13 protein-coding genes are annotated in these 12913 nt (G+C 58.8%); 10 read left to right on the top strand and 3 right to left on the bottom strand.

Features of this window, described 5'->3' with window-relative positions; genetic code table 11:
- Window positions 1–4: 4 nt before the first annotated feature.
- The gene (locus tag AC2A6O_RS03695) at window positions 5–796 is read right to left on the bottom strand and encodes a cyclase family protein (protein ID WP_148584477.1); all 792 of its coding nucleotides are present in this window, start codon (window positions 794–796) and stop codon (window positions 5–7) included.
- A 111-nt stretch (window positions 797–907) separates the two neighbouring features.
- Here AC2A6O_RS03695 and AC2A6O_RS03700 point away from each other — a divergent pair, with 111 nt between their 5' ends.
- From AC2A6O_RS03700 to AC2A6O_RS03745, 10 genes are all read left to right on the top strand, one after another.
- On the top strand, window positions 908–2476 hold the full coding sequence (locus AC2A6O_RS03700) for a phytoene desaturase family protein (protein ID WP_498925775.1): 1569 nt from the start codon (window positions 908–910) through the stop codon (window positions 2474–2476).
- 51 nt (window positions 2477–2527) lie between these two features.
- Window positions 2528–4054: an ABC transporter substrate-binding protein gene (locus AC2A6O_RS03705; protein ID WP_498925776.1), complete on the top strand. Its 1527-nt coding sequence runs from the start codon at window positions 2528–2530 to the stop codon at window positions 4052–4054.
- Window positions 4055–4155: 101 nt separating this feature from the next.
- The gene (locus AC2A6O_RS03710) at window positions 4156–5166 is read left to right on the top strand and encodes an ABC transporter permease (protein WP_148584480.1); all 1011 of its coding nucleotides are present in this window, start codon (window positions 4156–4158) and stop codon (window positions 5164–5166) included.
- Complete coding sequence (locus AC2A6O_RS03715) at window positions 5159–6010, top strand: ABC transporter permease (protein WP_498925777.1); 852 nt, start codon at window positions 5159–5161, stop codon at window positions 6008–6010. Before AC2A6O_RS03710 ends, AC2A6O_RS03715 begins: the two co-directional genes overlap by 8 nt.
- Window positions 6007–6885 carry an ABC transporter ATP-binding protein gene (locus tag AC2A6O_RS03720; protein WP_148584482.1) on the top strand — a complete coding sequence of 293 codons (879 nt, stop codon included), beginning with the start codon at window positions 6007–6009 and terminating at the stop codon, window positions 6883–6885. The genes AC2A6O_RS03715 and AC2A6O_RS03720 overlap by 4 nt, the downstream gene beginning before the upstream one ends.
- Window positions 6882–7685, top strand: coding sequence for an ATP-binding cassette domain-containing protein (locus tag AC2A6O_RS03725; protein WP_498925778.1), 804 nt, complete (start codon window positions 6882–6884; stop codon window positions 7683–7685). The genes AC2A6O_RS03720 and AC2A6O_RS03725 overlap by 4 nt, the downstream gene beginning before the upstream one ends.
- A gap of 244 nt (window positions 7686–7929) precedes the next feature.
- Window positions 7930–8484 carry a thioredoxin family protein gene (locus AC2A6O_RS03730; protein WP_498925779.1) on the top strand — a complete coding sequence of 185 codons (555 nt, stop codon included), beginning with the start codon at window positions 7930–7932 and terminating at the stop codon, window positions 8482–8484.
- Entirely contained in the window at window positions 8481–9143 is a 663-nt protein-coding gene (gene gph, locus AC2A6O_RS03735; protein ID WP_498925780.1) for a phosphoglycolate phosphatase, read from the top strand. Before AC2A6O_RS03730 ends, gph begins: the two co-directional genes overlap by 4 nt.
- A gap of 215 nt (window positions 9144–9358) precedes the next feature.
- The gene (locus AC2A6O_RS03740; protein WP_498925781.1) at window positions 9359–9718 is read left to right on the top strand and encodes a hypothetical protein; all 360 of its coding nucleotides are present in this window, start codon (window positions 9359–9361) and stop codon (window positions 9716–9718) included.
- A 51-nt stretch (window positions 9719–9769) separates the two neighbouring features.
- Window positions 9770–11269: a methyl-accepting chemotaxis protein gene (locus AC2A6O_RS03745; RefSeq protein WP_148584487.1), complete on the top strand. Its 1500-nt coding sequence runs from the start codon at window positions 9770–9772 to the stop codon at window positions 11267–11269.
- Window positions 11270–11469: 200 nt separating this feature from the next.
- On the opposite strand, the gene AC2A6O_RS03750 is transcribed toward AC2A6O_RS03745, so the two are convergent.
- Complete coding sequence (locus tag AC2A6O_RS03750) at window positions 11470–11763, bottom strand: hypothetical protein (protein WP_498925782.1); 294 nt, start codon at window positions 11761–11763, stop codon at window positions 11470–11472.
- A gap of 428 nt (window positions 11764–12191) precedes the next feature.
- Window positions 12192–12908 carry a dienelactone hydrolase family protein gene (locus tag AC2A6O_RS03755; protein ID WP_498925783.1) on the bottom strand — a complete coding sequence of 239 codons (717 nt, stop codon included), beginning with the start codon at window positions 12906–12908 and terminating at the stop codon, window positions 12192–12194.
- Window positions 12909–12913: the final 5 nt, after the last annotated feature.

Raw genomic sequence — 12913 nt, forward strand, 5'->3', positions numbered from 1 at the left:
CGCCTCAGGCTTTCGCGACCAGAGCCAGCGCACGGATCGGGCTGCCCGTGCCGCGCTCGATCTTCAGCGGCGTGGCGATCAGGATCGCCCCCTTGGCCGGCAGCTTGTCGAGATTTGCAAGCGAGGCCAGACCGAAGCAATTGTCCCGATGCAGCAGATTATGCGCCGGGAACGGCGGCTCCATGCCACCGGCCTGGCCGGCATCGGTTCCGATGCACTGGCTGCCCCAACCGACAATCTTCTTGGACAGAAGATATTCAATGGCATCCGGGGTCGGTCCGGGGCTGTGCGGGCCGGTTTCGTCGGCATTGAGGAACGCTGCCTCGTCGTCGGCGCGTTTGTCCCAGTCGGTGCGCATCACCACCCACTCGCCGGCTCCGATCTCGCCGTGCTCGGCTTCCCAGGCCTTGATCAAATCCGCGGTCAGCAGGAAATCAGGGTCCGCCGCGCTCTCCTTGGAGCAGTCAATCACGTTGACCGGCGCAATCAGGCGCTGCACGTCCAGGGTGTCGGTAAAGCCGTCGCTGTAGTCCTTGCCGGTAATCCAGTGATGCGGCGCATCGAAGTGAGTTCCGGAGTGCTCTCCCAGCACCATCCAGTTCCAGGCGAAGAACGGGCCGTCAGAGTCGTACTCACTGATCTTGTGAATCTCGACCTTCGGCGTATTCTTTGCAAAATCGGGCGGAAGCTGCAGGATCGGCGTATTCGGACCCAGAACGCCCGTGCAATCCACCACTTCGACTTCTCCGGACAGGAGTTTTGCTCCAAGCCCGCTGAGCGCGCTCTGTGCAGACATATTCGTTCCCTCTGTACCTCTGTAGCCTGTCGGCTTGTTATCACAATTCAATGCTAGACAGATTTATTTGTATTTGCAATTATCTTCTTCGAACGATGGAGGGGATTAATCGTGACGGAGACGTTTGACGGCATTATTATCGGCAGCGGGCACAACAGCCTCGCCTGTGCTGTACATCTTGCCGCTCAGGGCTGGAAAATTGGCGTTTTCGAGCGCGCTGCAGAACCCGGCGGCGCCGTCAAAACCGGTGAGTACACTCTTCCGGGCTTCCGCCACGACTGGGCTGCCATGAACCTGTCCATGTTCGCAGGCTCCGGTTTCTTCAAGAAATATGGTGAGGAACTGGGCGGTCACGGTCTTGCATTCGCTCCGGCATCCAATTGTTTCTCTTCTGTTTTCCCGGACGGAACCTGGCTTGGCGTCAGCAACGACCTGGAGACGACCGCTTCAAGAATCGAACAGGTCAGCCCGGAAGATGCACGTGTCTGGCGGACACTGGCGTCAGAATTTCCCGAGCATGCAGAGACATTGTTCTCTATTCTTGGCAGTCCGGCAAAAAAACGTGCATTTGCATATATATTGTTCAAGCAGTGGCGTAAAAACGGTTCGGGCGGCGTCATGGACCTTGGCCGCTTCCTGCTCTCGGCCCCGCGCGACTGGCTGACCACAACCTTCACCTCGCCCAAGGTGCGCGCGCTTCTTGCCGCCTGGGGCATGCATCTTGATTTTGCGCCCGACATGTCAGGCGGCGCCCTGTTTCCCTACCTGGAAGGCATGACCAATCAGGCCTTCGGCATGGTGCTGGGCCAGGGCGGCGCGGACACGATCGTCAAGGCCATGATCTCGCGGATCGAGGCGGGCGGCGGATCGGTGACCTGCAACGCAGAGGTAACGCGCGTGATTGTCGAAAACGGGCAAGCACGCGGCGTCGAACTGAGCGACGGGCGGCAAGTTATGGCAAGCAAGGCCGTTATTGCCAATGTGGCCCCGTCTGCCTTGCTGAAACTCACCGGCGAGACGGGCGACAAGCGCTATGACATTGGACTGAAGACATTTACCCATGCGCCCGGCACGATGATGATCCATCTGGCGATGGACGCCCTGCCCGACTGGGCAGCCGGCGAAGAGCTGAAAAAATTCGCTTATGTGCATATGGCGCCGGATCTCGACCAGATGGCCCGAACCTATGCACAGGCACAGGCCGGTCTGCTGCCGGATGAACCGGTGATCGTCTGCGGCCAGCCAACCGTCGTCGACCCGAGCCGGGCCCCTGAGGGAAAGCATGTGCTCTGGCTTCAGGTGCGCATGGCGCCTGGCACCATCAAGGGGGACGCCGCCGGCAAGATTACGGCCACGGACTGGAGCGAAGCGGCGGAGCCCTTTGCCGAGCGCGCCCTCGACATCCTGGAAGGCTATGCTCCCGGCACGAGAGCAAAGATCCTCGGCCGGCATATCGTATCGCCCGCCCAGCTGGAGGCGGACAATCCCAATCTGGTCGGCGGAGATCAGGTCTGTGGGAGCCATCATCTGAGCCAGCATTTCATGTTCAGGCCCGTACGCGGCTTTGCCGACGGCACGACACCGGTGGGAAACCTTTACCACACCGGCGCTGCCGTCTGGCCGGGTGCGGGAACCGGCGCGGGGCCCGGATATCTGCTCGCACAAAAACTTGCCGGATAGCGACAAAAAGAAACGCACCGGCTCCAGAGGTAAGAATGGGGAACAGTAACAATGAAAGTTTCAAGACGCACACTGCTTAAAAGTGCGGCTGCCAGTGGATTGCTGATAGCCGTCGGAACACCTGCCTTTGCCAGCGACATCGATGAACTGGTAATCGCCTACAACGTCAACCTGCCGAGCTGGGACCCGACTGTCGGCCCGTCTGCGGTCAACCCGACCATCCAGGGCATCTACCAGTCCGTGTTCGACATGTTCATCCATCAGAACACCGATCTCAGCTTTGCACCGGGCATCATCACCGCCTGGGGCTGGAACGACGACAAGTCGAAAATCTGGATGGATGTGCGCGAGGGCGTTACCTGGCACAATGGCGACCCGCTGACCCCGGAAGACGTTGTCTGGTCGCTGGAACGCGCCGGCAATCCGGACACCGGCAACCCGATCCAGTTCATCTGGGGCAAGATCGGCAACTTCCAGATCGACGGCAACAGGATCACTGCAGACGTCAAAGAATACGAGCCGACCATCTTCAAATGGATGAGCTTCCTGACCGGCTACGTCCTGCCTAAGAAATACTTTGAGGAAGTCGGCGCGGAAGGCTTTGAAGCCAAGCCGATTGGCACCGGGCCCTACATGGTCGACAAGTTCGAGCGCAATGCCTTCGTTCGCCTGAAAGCCAACGAAAACTATTGGGGCGACGTACCGGAGTTCAAGACAGTCACGATCAAGTTCGTCACCGATGCCTCCAGCCGTACCTTTGAAGTGATGTCCGGCAACGCTCATGTCACGCTGGAAATGCCTTACGAGGAATTCGACCGGCTGAAGGAGAAAGACGGCATTGTCGGCACCTCCGCGCCAATCTCCGATATCGGCATGATCTTCATCAACGATGTCGATCCGATGCTGGACGAGAACGTGCGCAAGGCCATGGCCTATTCCATCGACAAGAAGACCATCATCGAGCGTCTGCTGTCCGGCTATGGCGTTCCCATCGACACGCTGCAGACACCCGAGTACAGCGCGTATGATGCCTCCATCACCGTTCCATACGATCCGGAAAAGGCAAAGGAACTGCTGGCTGCTTCCGGCTATGGCCCGGACAATCCGGTCAAGTTCAAGATCCAGACCACGCGCGGCTTCAAGCCCAAGGATTACGAAATCATCCAGGCGATCGTTGGCCTGTGGCGCAAGATCGGAATCGAGGCGGAAATCGAAGTCTACGAGATCGCCAAGCATTACGAACTGCGCGCAGCCGATCAACTTGCTCCGGCCGCTTTCTACAACTGGGGCAATGCCATCGGCGACCCGACGACCTCGACCGGCTTTGCCATGTTCGGTCCCTCGCCTCATTCCGTATGGGATGGCGAAGAGCTGATGCAGAAGATCCTGCCACTATGGGGCGAGGCCGACGAGGACAAGCGCATCGAAGGCTGGAAGGACGTTGACCGCTACATTGCAGACAACGCCCTGGTCATTCCTCTGCTGCAGTACGTCCAGCCGATCCTGCACAGCGACAAGGTCAAGGTCACGCCGCATGCTTCCGGCGCGCTGCTGCCTGCCTTGATGACGCGTCCTTAAAAAACGGAATTTTCGAACCCGCCTTCGCCGCAACACCCTCCAAAGCTTGCTCCCGGGGTGTTGCGGCGGCTTTTTTCCGATTTTTTGGGCCAAATACTGCCATGCAAATCGTGCGCGCGCTGCTGACGCGCCTCATCACAACGTTCATCACCCTGTTCGGGGCCGCGATCATCGTTTTCGTGGTCATTCGTGTCGTTCCGGGCAACCCTATCGCCATGATGCTGCCGCCCGGGGCGAGCGAGGCCGACATAGACCGACTGAAAGCGCTTTACGGGCTCGACAAGGGCATCTTCGAGCAATTCGTGATCTGGATCTCCAATGTGGTCCAGGGCGATTTCGGCACGTCCATCACCCTGCGCCAGCCGGTTTACGACCTGGTGATCGGTCGCCTGCCCGCCACGCTGGAACTATCGGTAATGGCACTGCTGATCGCCGTTTTCATCGGCGGTGCAGCCGCGCTCACCGCTACGCTCTACCGCGGTTCCAAGGTGGAAGGCGGCATCGACGTTGCCGGAGGCATCGCGCTGTCCCTGCCGGATTTCCTGTGGGGGCTGGCCCTGATCCTGCTGTTCGGTGTCCTGTGGCCGCTGTTTCATATTTCCGGCCGGATCTCGCCATCGCTCGGGTTCGAGTTCACCTCCCACTTCTATCTGTTCGAAGCGCTCGCTCGCTTCCGCTTCGACGTGGTGCTGGATCTCATGGGCCACATGCTGATGCCCGCCCTTGCGCTGGCGATCCCGCTGGCAGCCATCATTCTGCAGCTCCTCAAGCAATCCCTGAAGGAATGCATGCACGACGATTACATCACCCTTGCCCGGACAAAGGGCTACGCGGAAAGCTCCATCATTCTGCGTGATGCCTTGCCGAACGCGATCCTGCCGACACTCACGCTGATCGGCGTGCAGTTCACCTTCCTCATCGGCGGCACGGTTATCATCGAACGTCTATTTTCCTACGAAGGCCTCGGCAACATGGCGATTGACGCGGTGATCAACCGCGATCTGCCGCTGATCCAGGGCATCGTTCTGGTTTTTGCCCTGCTCTTCACAATGGTCAATCTGGTGGTGGACATGGCCTATGCCGCCCTGAACCCGAGGCTGCGCCATGCGTGACGCTCGTGGAAACATCCGCCGCCTGCCCGGCCTCAGACTCTGGCTCAGCGGTGGCTGGCTCACCTTCCTGGTGCTGGCAGCCGTCTTCGCCCCCTTGATCAGCCCGCATGATCCGCTGGCGCAGGATCTGTTCGCCGGGCGCCTGCCGCCCTTCTTCGAGCAGGGCGCCGATCCAGCCTATCTCCTTGGCACCGACAGCCTCGGCCGCGACGTGCTCAGCCGCATGCTTTATGGCGCAAGGCTGGCGCTGATCGTGGCGCTGGTTGCCGGAACGCTGACCTGCCTCATCGGGGCAACCCTCGGCCTGATCGCCGGATACTATCGGGGCTGGGCGGATCTGGTGATCTCGCGCTTCATCGATATCTGGATGGCCTTTCCGCCGGTCCTGTTCGCGATCCTGCTGATTGCCGTGCTCGGCACAGGTCTGATGTCCGTCATCATCGCCATTGTGGTCATCGACTGGACGCGCTTTGCCCGCGTGGTGCGGGCGGAGGCGATGGGCCAGGGGGCGATGGACTATGTCGCTTCGGCCCAGGTGGCTGGCCGCACCCGTTTTGGTACGGCCCTGACGGAGATCCTGCCGAACGTGCTGCCGACCATCGTTGCCCTGCTGACGCTGGAAATGGGCATTGCGGTGATCGTCGAGGCAATCCTGTCCTTCGTGAACCTCTCCATTTCCACCGACCAGCCGACCTGGGGCGGCATGATCGCTGAAGGCCGCACCTCGATCTATCAGGCCTGGTGGGTTCTGGTGTTTCCTTTGTTCGCCCTTTTCCTGACGGTGCTGAGCTTTTCCCAGCTCGGCGAAGGCCTGAAGGACCATTTCGATCCGGTGCTGCGATGAGCTTTCTGTCCATTCAGGACCTGACGGTCCAGTTGAAGAACGGCATGCCGCTGCTCCGGCAGGTCTCGCTTGATGTCGCCCCGGGTGAAGTGCGGGCCCTCGTTGGAGAAAGCGGCGCTGGCAAGAGCATGATCGGCAAGGCCGTTCTCGGCATTCTGCCAAAGGCTGCGAGGCTGACCGGCGGCAAGATCCTGCTGGATGGCGAAGACCTCCAGACGCTCCCCCAGAAGGCCAGACGTCAGCGGATCGGTGCCCGGGCTGCCCTGATACCGCAGGACCCGCTCACCGCGCTCAACCCGTCCCGCCGCGTCGGACCGCAAATCACCGACAGGCTGGTGGATATTCTCGGCTGGAAGCGTCCGGATGCAGAGAAGCGGGCATTGGAACTTCTGGAGGAGGTTCACATCCAGTCGCCGGACCGGGTAATGAAGGCCTACCCGCATGAACTTTCCGGCGGCATGCGCCAGCGCATTCTGATCGCCTCCGCCTTTGCGGCAGAACCGAAGCTGATCATCGCTGATGAGCCGACAACCGCACTCGACGTAACCGTGCAGAAGCAGATCCTCAAGCTGATCCGCGAAATGCAGCAACGCCACGGCACCGCGTTGCTGTTCGTCACCCACGACCTGGGCGTCGTCTCGAAGATCGCCCAGTCCTTAAGCGTGCTCTATGCCGGCAAGGTGATCGAGGAAACCACCGTCGAGAATTTCTTTGCCTCCCCGTCTCACGCGTATTCCAGGGCATTGCTTGCGGCAACGCCGAAGTACACGGACCCGGAAGGGTCGCTGACGCAGGTGCCCGAAAGCGTGATTGCAGCAGTGGAAGCCGAAGTGGCTGCTTTTGATGATCAAGTGAAGGCAGGATCCCGGCCATGAGCGAGACGATTTACGAGCTGAAGGACCTGCGCGTTTCCTTTCCGGATATGTCCCGCAAACCGCTTCTGGGGGCAGCACCACGGATCGATGTTCTGAAAGGGCTCACCTTCGACATTCCCAGGGGCGAGGTCCTCGGTATCGTCGGTGGGTCCGGGTCGGGCAAATCCACACTCGGCAGGGCGCTGATCCGCCTGATTGAGCCCGACAGCGGTGCGATCCTGTTTGAAGGCACCGACATCACCCATCTTCACGAGGACAGGCTGCGGCCCCTCCGCCGGCGCTTCCAGATGATCTTTCAGGACCCGATGTCTTCACTCAATCCGCGCCGGCGGGTCGGCGGGATCATCGCCGGGCCGCTGCGTCTTCAGGGGCTCGACAATATCAGGGGGCGTGTCGAGGAAGCACTGGACATGGTTGGCCTGCCCCGGCACTTCGCGACCCGCTATCCGCATGAATTGTCCGGCGGTCAGCGCCAGCGTGTCGGGATCGCAAGGGCAATTGCCCTGAAGCCCGACTTCATCCTGGCGGACGAGATCGTGTCCGGGCTCGATGTGTCGTCCCAGGCGCAGGTGCTCAACCTGCTCGAGAGCCTCGTCAAGGACCTTGGCCTGACACTGGCCTTCATCAGCCATGATCTCTCGGTCATTCGGCGGCTGTGTACCCGCATCCTGGTGCTCTACAAGGGCGAGATCGTCGAGAACTCCGAAACGGCGGAGCTTTTTGCCAATCCGAAGGCGGAGTACACGCGCACCCTGCTCGACGCCATTCCATTGCCCGATCCGCAGCAGGCCTGGTTCTGAAGAAGGGGCGCCGCTCCGTACGGCCGGATCGGCGTTCCATCTCCGGCGGAAAGATGTGCTGTTTCAGCATTCGCCAGCGCTTGTCTGGCTTTTGAGGTTGTTCTGAAGCCCTTCTCAACCAGCCAGGTGCTTGTGCATCGGCTTTTTCCGCTGGCAAAATTCAGCTCGCCCATCCCTTCAATTCTTCAAAGGGCTGACCTACTCTCATTTGAAACAACGCATCATCCCAGGGAGAGACGACACGATGGCTGCCATTCCACCCGTTTGCGATTTCGGCTGGAAAGCTCCCGATTTCGAGCTGCCTGCAACCGATGGCAAAACCTACAAGCTGTCCGACATTGCCGGCCCCAAGGGCACGTTGATCATGTTCATCTGCAACCACTGCCCCTATGTGGTTGCCGTGCGTGACAGGATCGTGCGCGACGCCCGCGATCTTCAGGCGATTGGAATTGGCGTTGCCGCGATCAGCGCCAATGATGTGGAGAGCTATCCCGAAGACAGTTTTGAGAAAATGACCGAACTGGCGAAGCGGGAGAACTTCCCCTTCCCCTATCTTTACGACGAAGACCAGTCTGTCGCCCGCGCCTATGATGCAGTCTGTACGCCGGATTTCTTCGGCTTCAACACCGCGCTGGAACTGCAATACCGCGGGCGTCTTGATGCGTCTCGCCGGGAAACCGGGCCTGCGGACCTGCGGCGTGACCTGTTCGAAGCCATGCGGCAGGTGGCGGAAACGGGCAAGGGACCGGAAGACCAGATCCCGTCCATGGGATGCTCCATCAAATGGAAAACGGCATGACACCGATCCTGATTTTCGACCTCGACGGAACGCTGATCGACAGCGCACAGGATCTGCACGCAGCGGCAAGCCGCCTGCTGCAAGGCGAAGGCCTGCCGACGTTGTCGCTTGAGGCCATCCGGTCTTTTATCGGCAACGGGATTCCGACGTTGGTCGACCGCATGATCAATGCCACAGACCTTCAGCCCAGGGATCGCACCCGCCTGATTTCGGCCTTCCTGGACGACTACCAGGCGCATGCGACAGACCTGACCGCTCCGTACCCCGGCGTTGAAGCGACGCTCACCCAGCTGCGGAAATCCGGATATGTTCTGGCAATCTGTACCAACAAGCCACAGCGGCCAGCCGAGAAGATTATCGAAGACCTTGGCCTGTCGCATTTCTTCGACGCGCTGGTGGGCGGTGACAGTCTGACCACCCGCAAACCCGATCCGGCAGGCCTGCACTATCTGCAATCGTCCCTCGGAGGTGGCCCCGTCGTCTATGTCGGCGACAGCGAGGTAGATGCCGAAAGCGCCGTCAATGCCGGCATGCCCTTCGCGCTGTTCAGCGAGGGCTACCGCAAAAGCCCGGTCTCCGAGATCCCGCACACGGTGGTCTTTTCGAACTTCACCGACCTTCCGTCCCTTGCCGAAAACCTGTTGTCCGCCCCGGCCTGAAGCGGGTTTGCGACAATTCCGGCCCCCGTCCAAACGAATTGCGGCTCCTTGCATTTACCCCGACCGATCTCAACTCAAAGCTGATATCGTCTTCGGTTAAATTAAGCCCTCATTAAAACGATTGTATTATTTTTCGATTACGTAAAGTCCAGCAAACACCGAAGTTCCGCAAGATAATTTGTCGTACAAATATGGTAACATCAGAAAAAACGACGATGGTAAAACCTCAAATCGTCTCAGAGTATTCAATCTCTACCTACGTACCATTTGCCCTGATCAGCGTGGCGGGATTTCTGGTTGTTGGCTATCTGACCTTGTTTAGTTTCGCCGAAGATGCCCCGGTGATTGTCATTTCATCTCCGTGGGACAGCGAACGACAGGCGGTTACCAGAGCGCTGACACCTGCATCCAAACTTATACGATCCGACTTTGACGGAACATTCGTGACAGTTTTGCCTGAGCAACAGGATTACCCGGCAAAGGTCCGGGCGCTTGGTGCATGGGTGGTCATCAGTTCCCTGGGTATCGGAGGCTGCAATCCGAAACCTTCAACGAGCTACGGCAGCAACATTTAAGAAAAGCACCAAATCAGCTTAATCCTGATCAAGCTTATCCAGAGGCCACAAATGCACGCTACCTCCGCATCATCCGACGTTGAAACCGCCCCTGAACTGGTAAGACTTCGCCAAATAGCGAGCAAGGCATTCGTTGCCGGCCTTTGGCTCATGGTCGCGGTCATTGGAGGCGTCTCTTCTTTTACGTCTGCACCAGCTCTGACGACATCTGTGATCGCAGCAGCTCTTGCCGGCATCTCGACGCTCATGTTTCTCAAGGATCCAATTGGACCGTCGACCAGATTTGCCATTGGGGCATCCCTGACCACTGACTGGGCGCTCCTGGTCTATTGCGCAAGTGGATTGCCGGATGGACTGGTTCTGGATGCCCACATGCTGTTTTTCGTTTTGAATGCAGTGCTGGTCATCTATTGCTGCTGGCGCACAATCCTCATCGTCAACGTATTGGCGACTGTGCACCACCTGGTCTTTTCCTTGCTTTTGCCGCTCTATATCTGGCCATCGGCTGAGTATGTTCTGCATCATTTCCTCATCCATGCTACATACGTTGTGCTGGTGGGCGGGCCGATGCTCTGGCTAGCCTTTCGCATCAATCGCCAGTTCACAGACAATTATCAGGCGATGAAAGATCTGAATCTGGCTCAGACCGAGGCTGGACAACTGGTAGAAGAAACCAGAATCCGCGCAGAACAAGAAGAGACCAAGCGGGCAGCCATGTTTGCGTTGGCCGAGAAACTCGATACGAGCGTGGCAGAAGTTGTCGGATCTTTGTCCTCCGCATCGACCCAACTCCGGGCGTCCGCCCAGGAAATGGCCGCCGGAGCGACACAAACAAACCAACAAAGCCAGACCATGTCTCAAGCAGCCAACGAGACTTCAAGCAATCTCGAAACATTGGCAGCAGCTTCTGAAGAACTATCCGCCTCGATCGCCGAGATCAGCGGGCAGATTAGCCAGTCAACCGACATTGCAAGTGGGGCTGCGAGGGAAGCAGAAGAAACCAACCAGAAGATTCAGGGTCTGGCCAAGGCCTCCTCAAAAGTTGGCGAGGTTGTCCAGCTGATCACTGCCATTGCAGAACAAACCAATCTTCTGGCTCTCAACGCCACGATTGAAGCTGCCAGAGCCGGGGATGCCGGTAAGGGCTTTGCCATTGTGGCAGCGGAAGTCAAGGAGCTGGCCAATCAGACCTCGAGCGCTACGGACAGCATCGTTGACCAGATTTCTCAAATTCAGAGCGCCACACAGGAAGCTGTTGATGCCATTGATGGCATCGGCAAGACCATCGACAAGGTGAAGGAAATCTCGGTTTCCATCTCCAGCGCCATTGAAGAACAGGACAGCGCCACCCGCGAAATTGCTCGCAATGTCGAACAAGCTGCAAACGGCGTAAAAGACGTTGCCGACAACCTTTCAGATGTCGCCAGTGTTTCGGAAAGAAATCTCAAATCGGTTGGAAACTTTGCCGATACGGCTGAGGAACTTTCCAACCAATCCCAAGCTTTGCGGACAGAAGTCGACGACTATCTGAACAAAACAAAAGCCATTTGATTGGCAAATATCTCCCACAAAATGGCAAATATTTTTTCAGGTTACAGAAAGAATATTTGCCATTTTCACGAGTGCTTTCAGGGGCGCATCGCGAGACAGCGAAGCAGATATCATGGCGCGTTGGCTGGCAATGAAGAGCCGTGACTGGGTAAGGACCCGAACATCTTTTCATTGATCCAGAGTGCACCAACGGGAAACATTCAACCCTCGCGGTGAACACACCTGCCCTTCAGTCGCGGGCATCGCTGCGCCAGCCAGAACAGACCGGTCACCACATAGCGGTGCGCACTTTCGTAGTCCCGGTCGATGGCAGTTCCGAGCGGCTTCCATTTATCTGTCTCGCAAGCTCCCCAATTCCCGACGGCATCAACACCACGCCTCTCTCCAGACCCAACGCTGATCGTAATCGCCCCATCAGCCTCCCCCGCCTTCAAAGCGAGCCCGGCAAGGTCCGCTCTTGCCAACGGCAGCTGAGGCAGAGCATCTGCGCGCAATAAACGCTCTCCGCCCAGATATTGATTTGGTTTCGGACTGGCCGTGACCGTCAGGGCTAAGGCGACTGTCTCAAAGGTCCGCGATCCATACGCCTGGCGGGCGTTCGTGCTGCGCTATGCATCAAAGAAAGGGTTGCAGCCACTATACACAGCCGTCCAGCAGCCTTGGCGAAGAATAGGTCTTCAAACAGACACGCTTCCAGGACACCGAGACAAGCGCGATACATCGCTGTCGGCTCGAACAGGCAACACTAGTTCCCGACAGGAAAACTGGCTGAACGTATCGGTGAGAAATAGGGAGAAAAATGGGCCCGGGGGCAAGTGGCGGGCCATGCGGGATAGCGATGAGAACCATGTCTACGCCATAGCCCTCCAAGGCGACTCAATCCTTCGTCGCAGGAAATCTCCTCGCCGGAGCGGTCCGGTTTTTACGACGCTTCTACCTGTTCGTCTATGAAGGCCTTGATAGCCGAGCGGGCGCGGGCCGCGGACAGCGGTGAATAACAAAGGCGCGCTTTTGGGTCGCTTCCAGCCTCCGGATTGTCGAAGGCGTGGCCGGTCTGACTGAACAGCATGACACGCAGGTCGTTGCCCGCAGCATCCATTTCGGCAACCAGTTCGGCAATCACCGCCATCGGCGAGACCTGATCCTGCGTTCCCTGCAACACCAGCACCGGTGCCGCGATACGCGTCCCCATCCCCTCCGCTGCCGCCTTAAGGAGCGCCGAACATGTGATGATCCCGGCAACAGCGCCGCCACTGCGTCCGAAATCCAGCGCCGCCGTGCCGCCGGCGCTGAACCCGAGACAAAAGATCGGCGTGCCTTCGGGCAGCGCCGCTTTCAGAGCCGCGACGCAGGACGCCACTGCGGCCGCTCCTTCGTGCCGGTGGCCGAGAAGGTGTTGCACCATCGGGCCGACCTGATCCGGGCTGTCCGGGTTGAATCCGTCGCCATGGAGATCGGCGATGACGACCGCGCAACCGAGGGCGACGAGGTGCTGGGCATGGTCATGCGCCAGTGGACCTTGTCCGCGCCAATCGGGGAGCAGCACCACGCCGGCACGCGGTGTCTCGACCCTCGCGGCTATGAAGGTGCCGATATAATTGCGCTCGCCAGCTGAGTAGTGGATAGCTGTGTCAGTCATGAACT

This window comes from Labrenzia sp. ATLA3 (assembly GCF_057180185.1).

Coding starts and splice junctions, on each gene's coding strand:
- AC2A6O_RS03695 (WP_148584477.1), bottom strand. CDS start 796: ATGTCTGCACAGAGCGCGCTCAGCGGGCTTGGAGCAAAACTCCTGTCC.
- AC2A6O_RS03705 (WP_498925776.1), top strand. CDS start 2,528: ATGAAAGTTTCAAGACGCACACTGCTTAAAAGTGCGGCTGCCAGTGGA.
- AC2A6O_RS03710 (WP_148584480.1), top strand. CDS start 4,156: ATGCAAATCGTGCGCGCGCTGCTGACGCGCCTCATCACAACGTTCATC.
- AC2A6O_RS03715 (WP_498925777.1), top strand. CDS start 5,159: ATGCGTGACGCTCGTGGAAACATCCGCCGCCTGCCCGGCCTCAGACTC.
- AC2A6O_RS03720 (WP_148584482.1), top strand. CDS start 6,007: ATGAGCTTTCTGTCCATTCAGGACCTGACGGTCCAGTTGAAGAACGGC.
- AC2A6O_RS03725 (WP_498925778.1), top strand. CDS start 6,882: ATGAGCGAGACGATTTACGAGCTGAAGGACCTGCGCGTTTCCTTTCCG.
- AC2A6O_RS03730 (WP_498925779.1), top strand. CDS start 7,930: ATGGCTGCCATTCCACCCGTTTGCGATTTCGGCTGGAAAGCTCCCGAT.
- gph (WP_498925780.1), top strand. CDS start 8,481: ATGACACCGATCCTGATTTTCGACCTCGACGGAACGCTGATCGACAGC.
- AC2A6O_RS03740 (WP_498925781.1), top strand. CDS start 9,359: ATGGTAAAACCTCAAATCGTCTCAGAGTATTCAATCTCTACCTACGTA.
- AC2A6O_RS03745 (WP_148584487.1), top strand. CDS start 9,770: ATGCACGCTACCTCCGCATCATCCGACGTTGAAACCGCCCCTGAACTG.
- AC2A6O_RS03755 (WP_498925783.1), bottom strand. CDS start 12,908: ATGACTGACACAGCTATCCACTACTCAGCTGGCGAGCGCAATTATATC.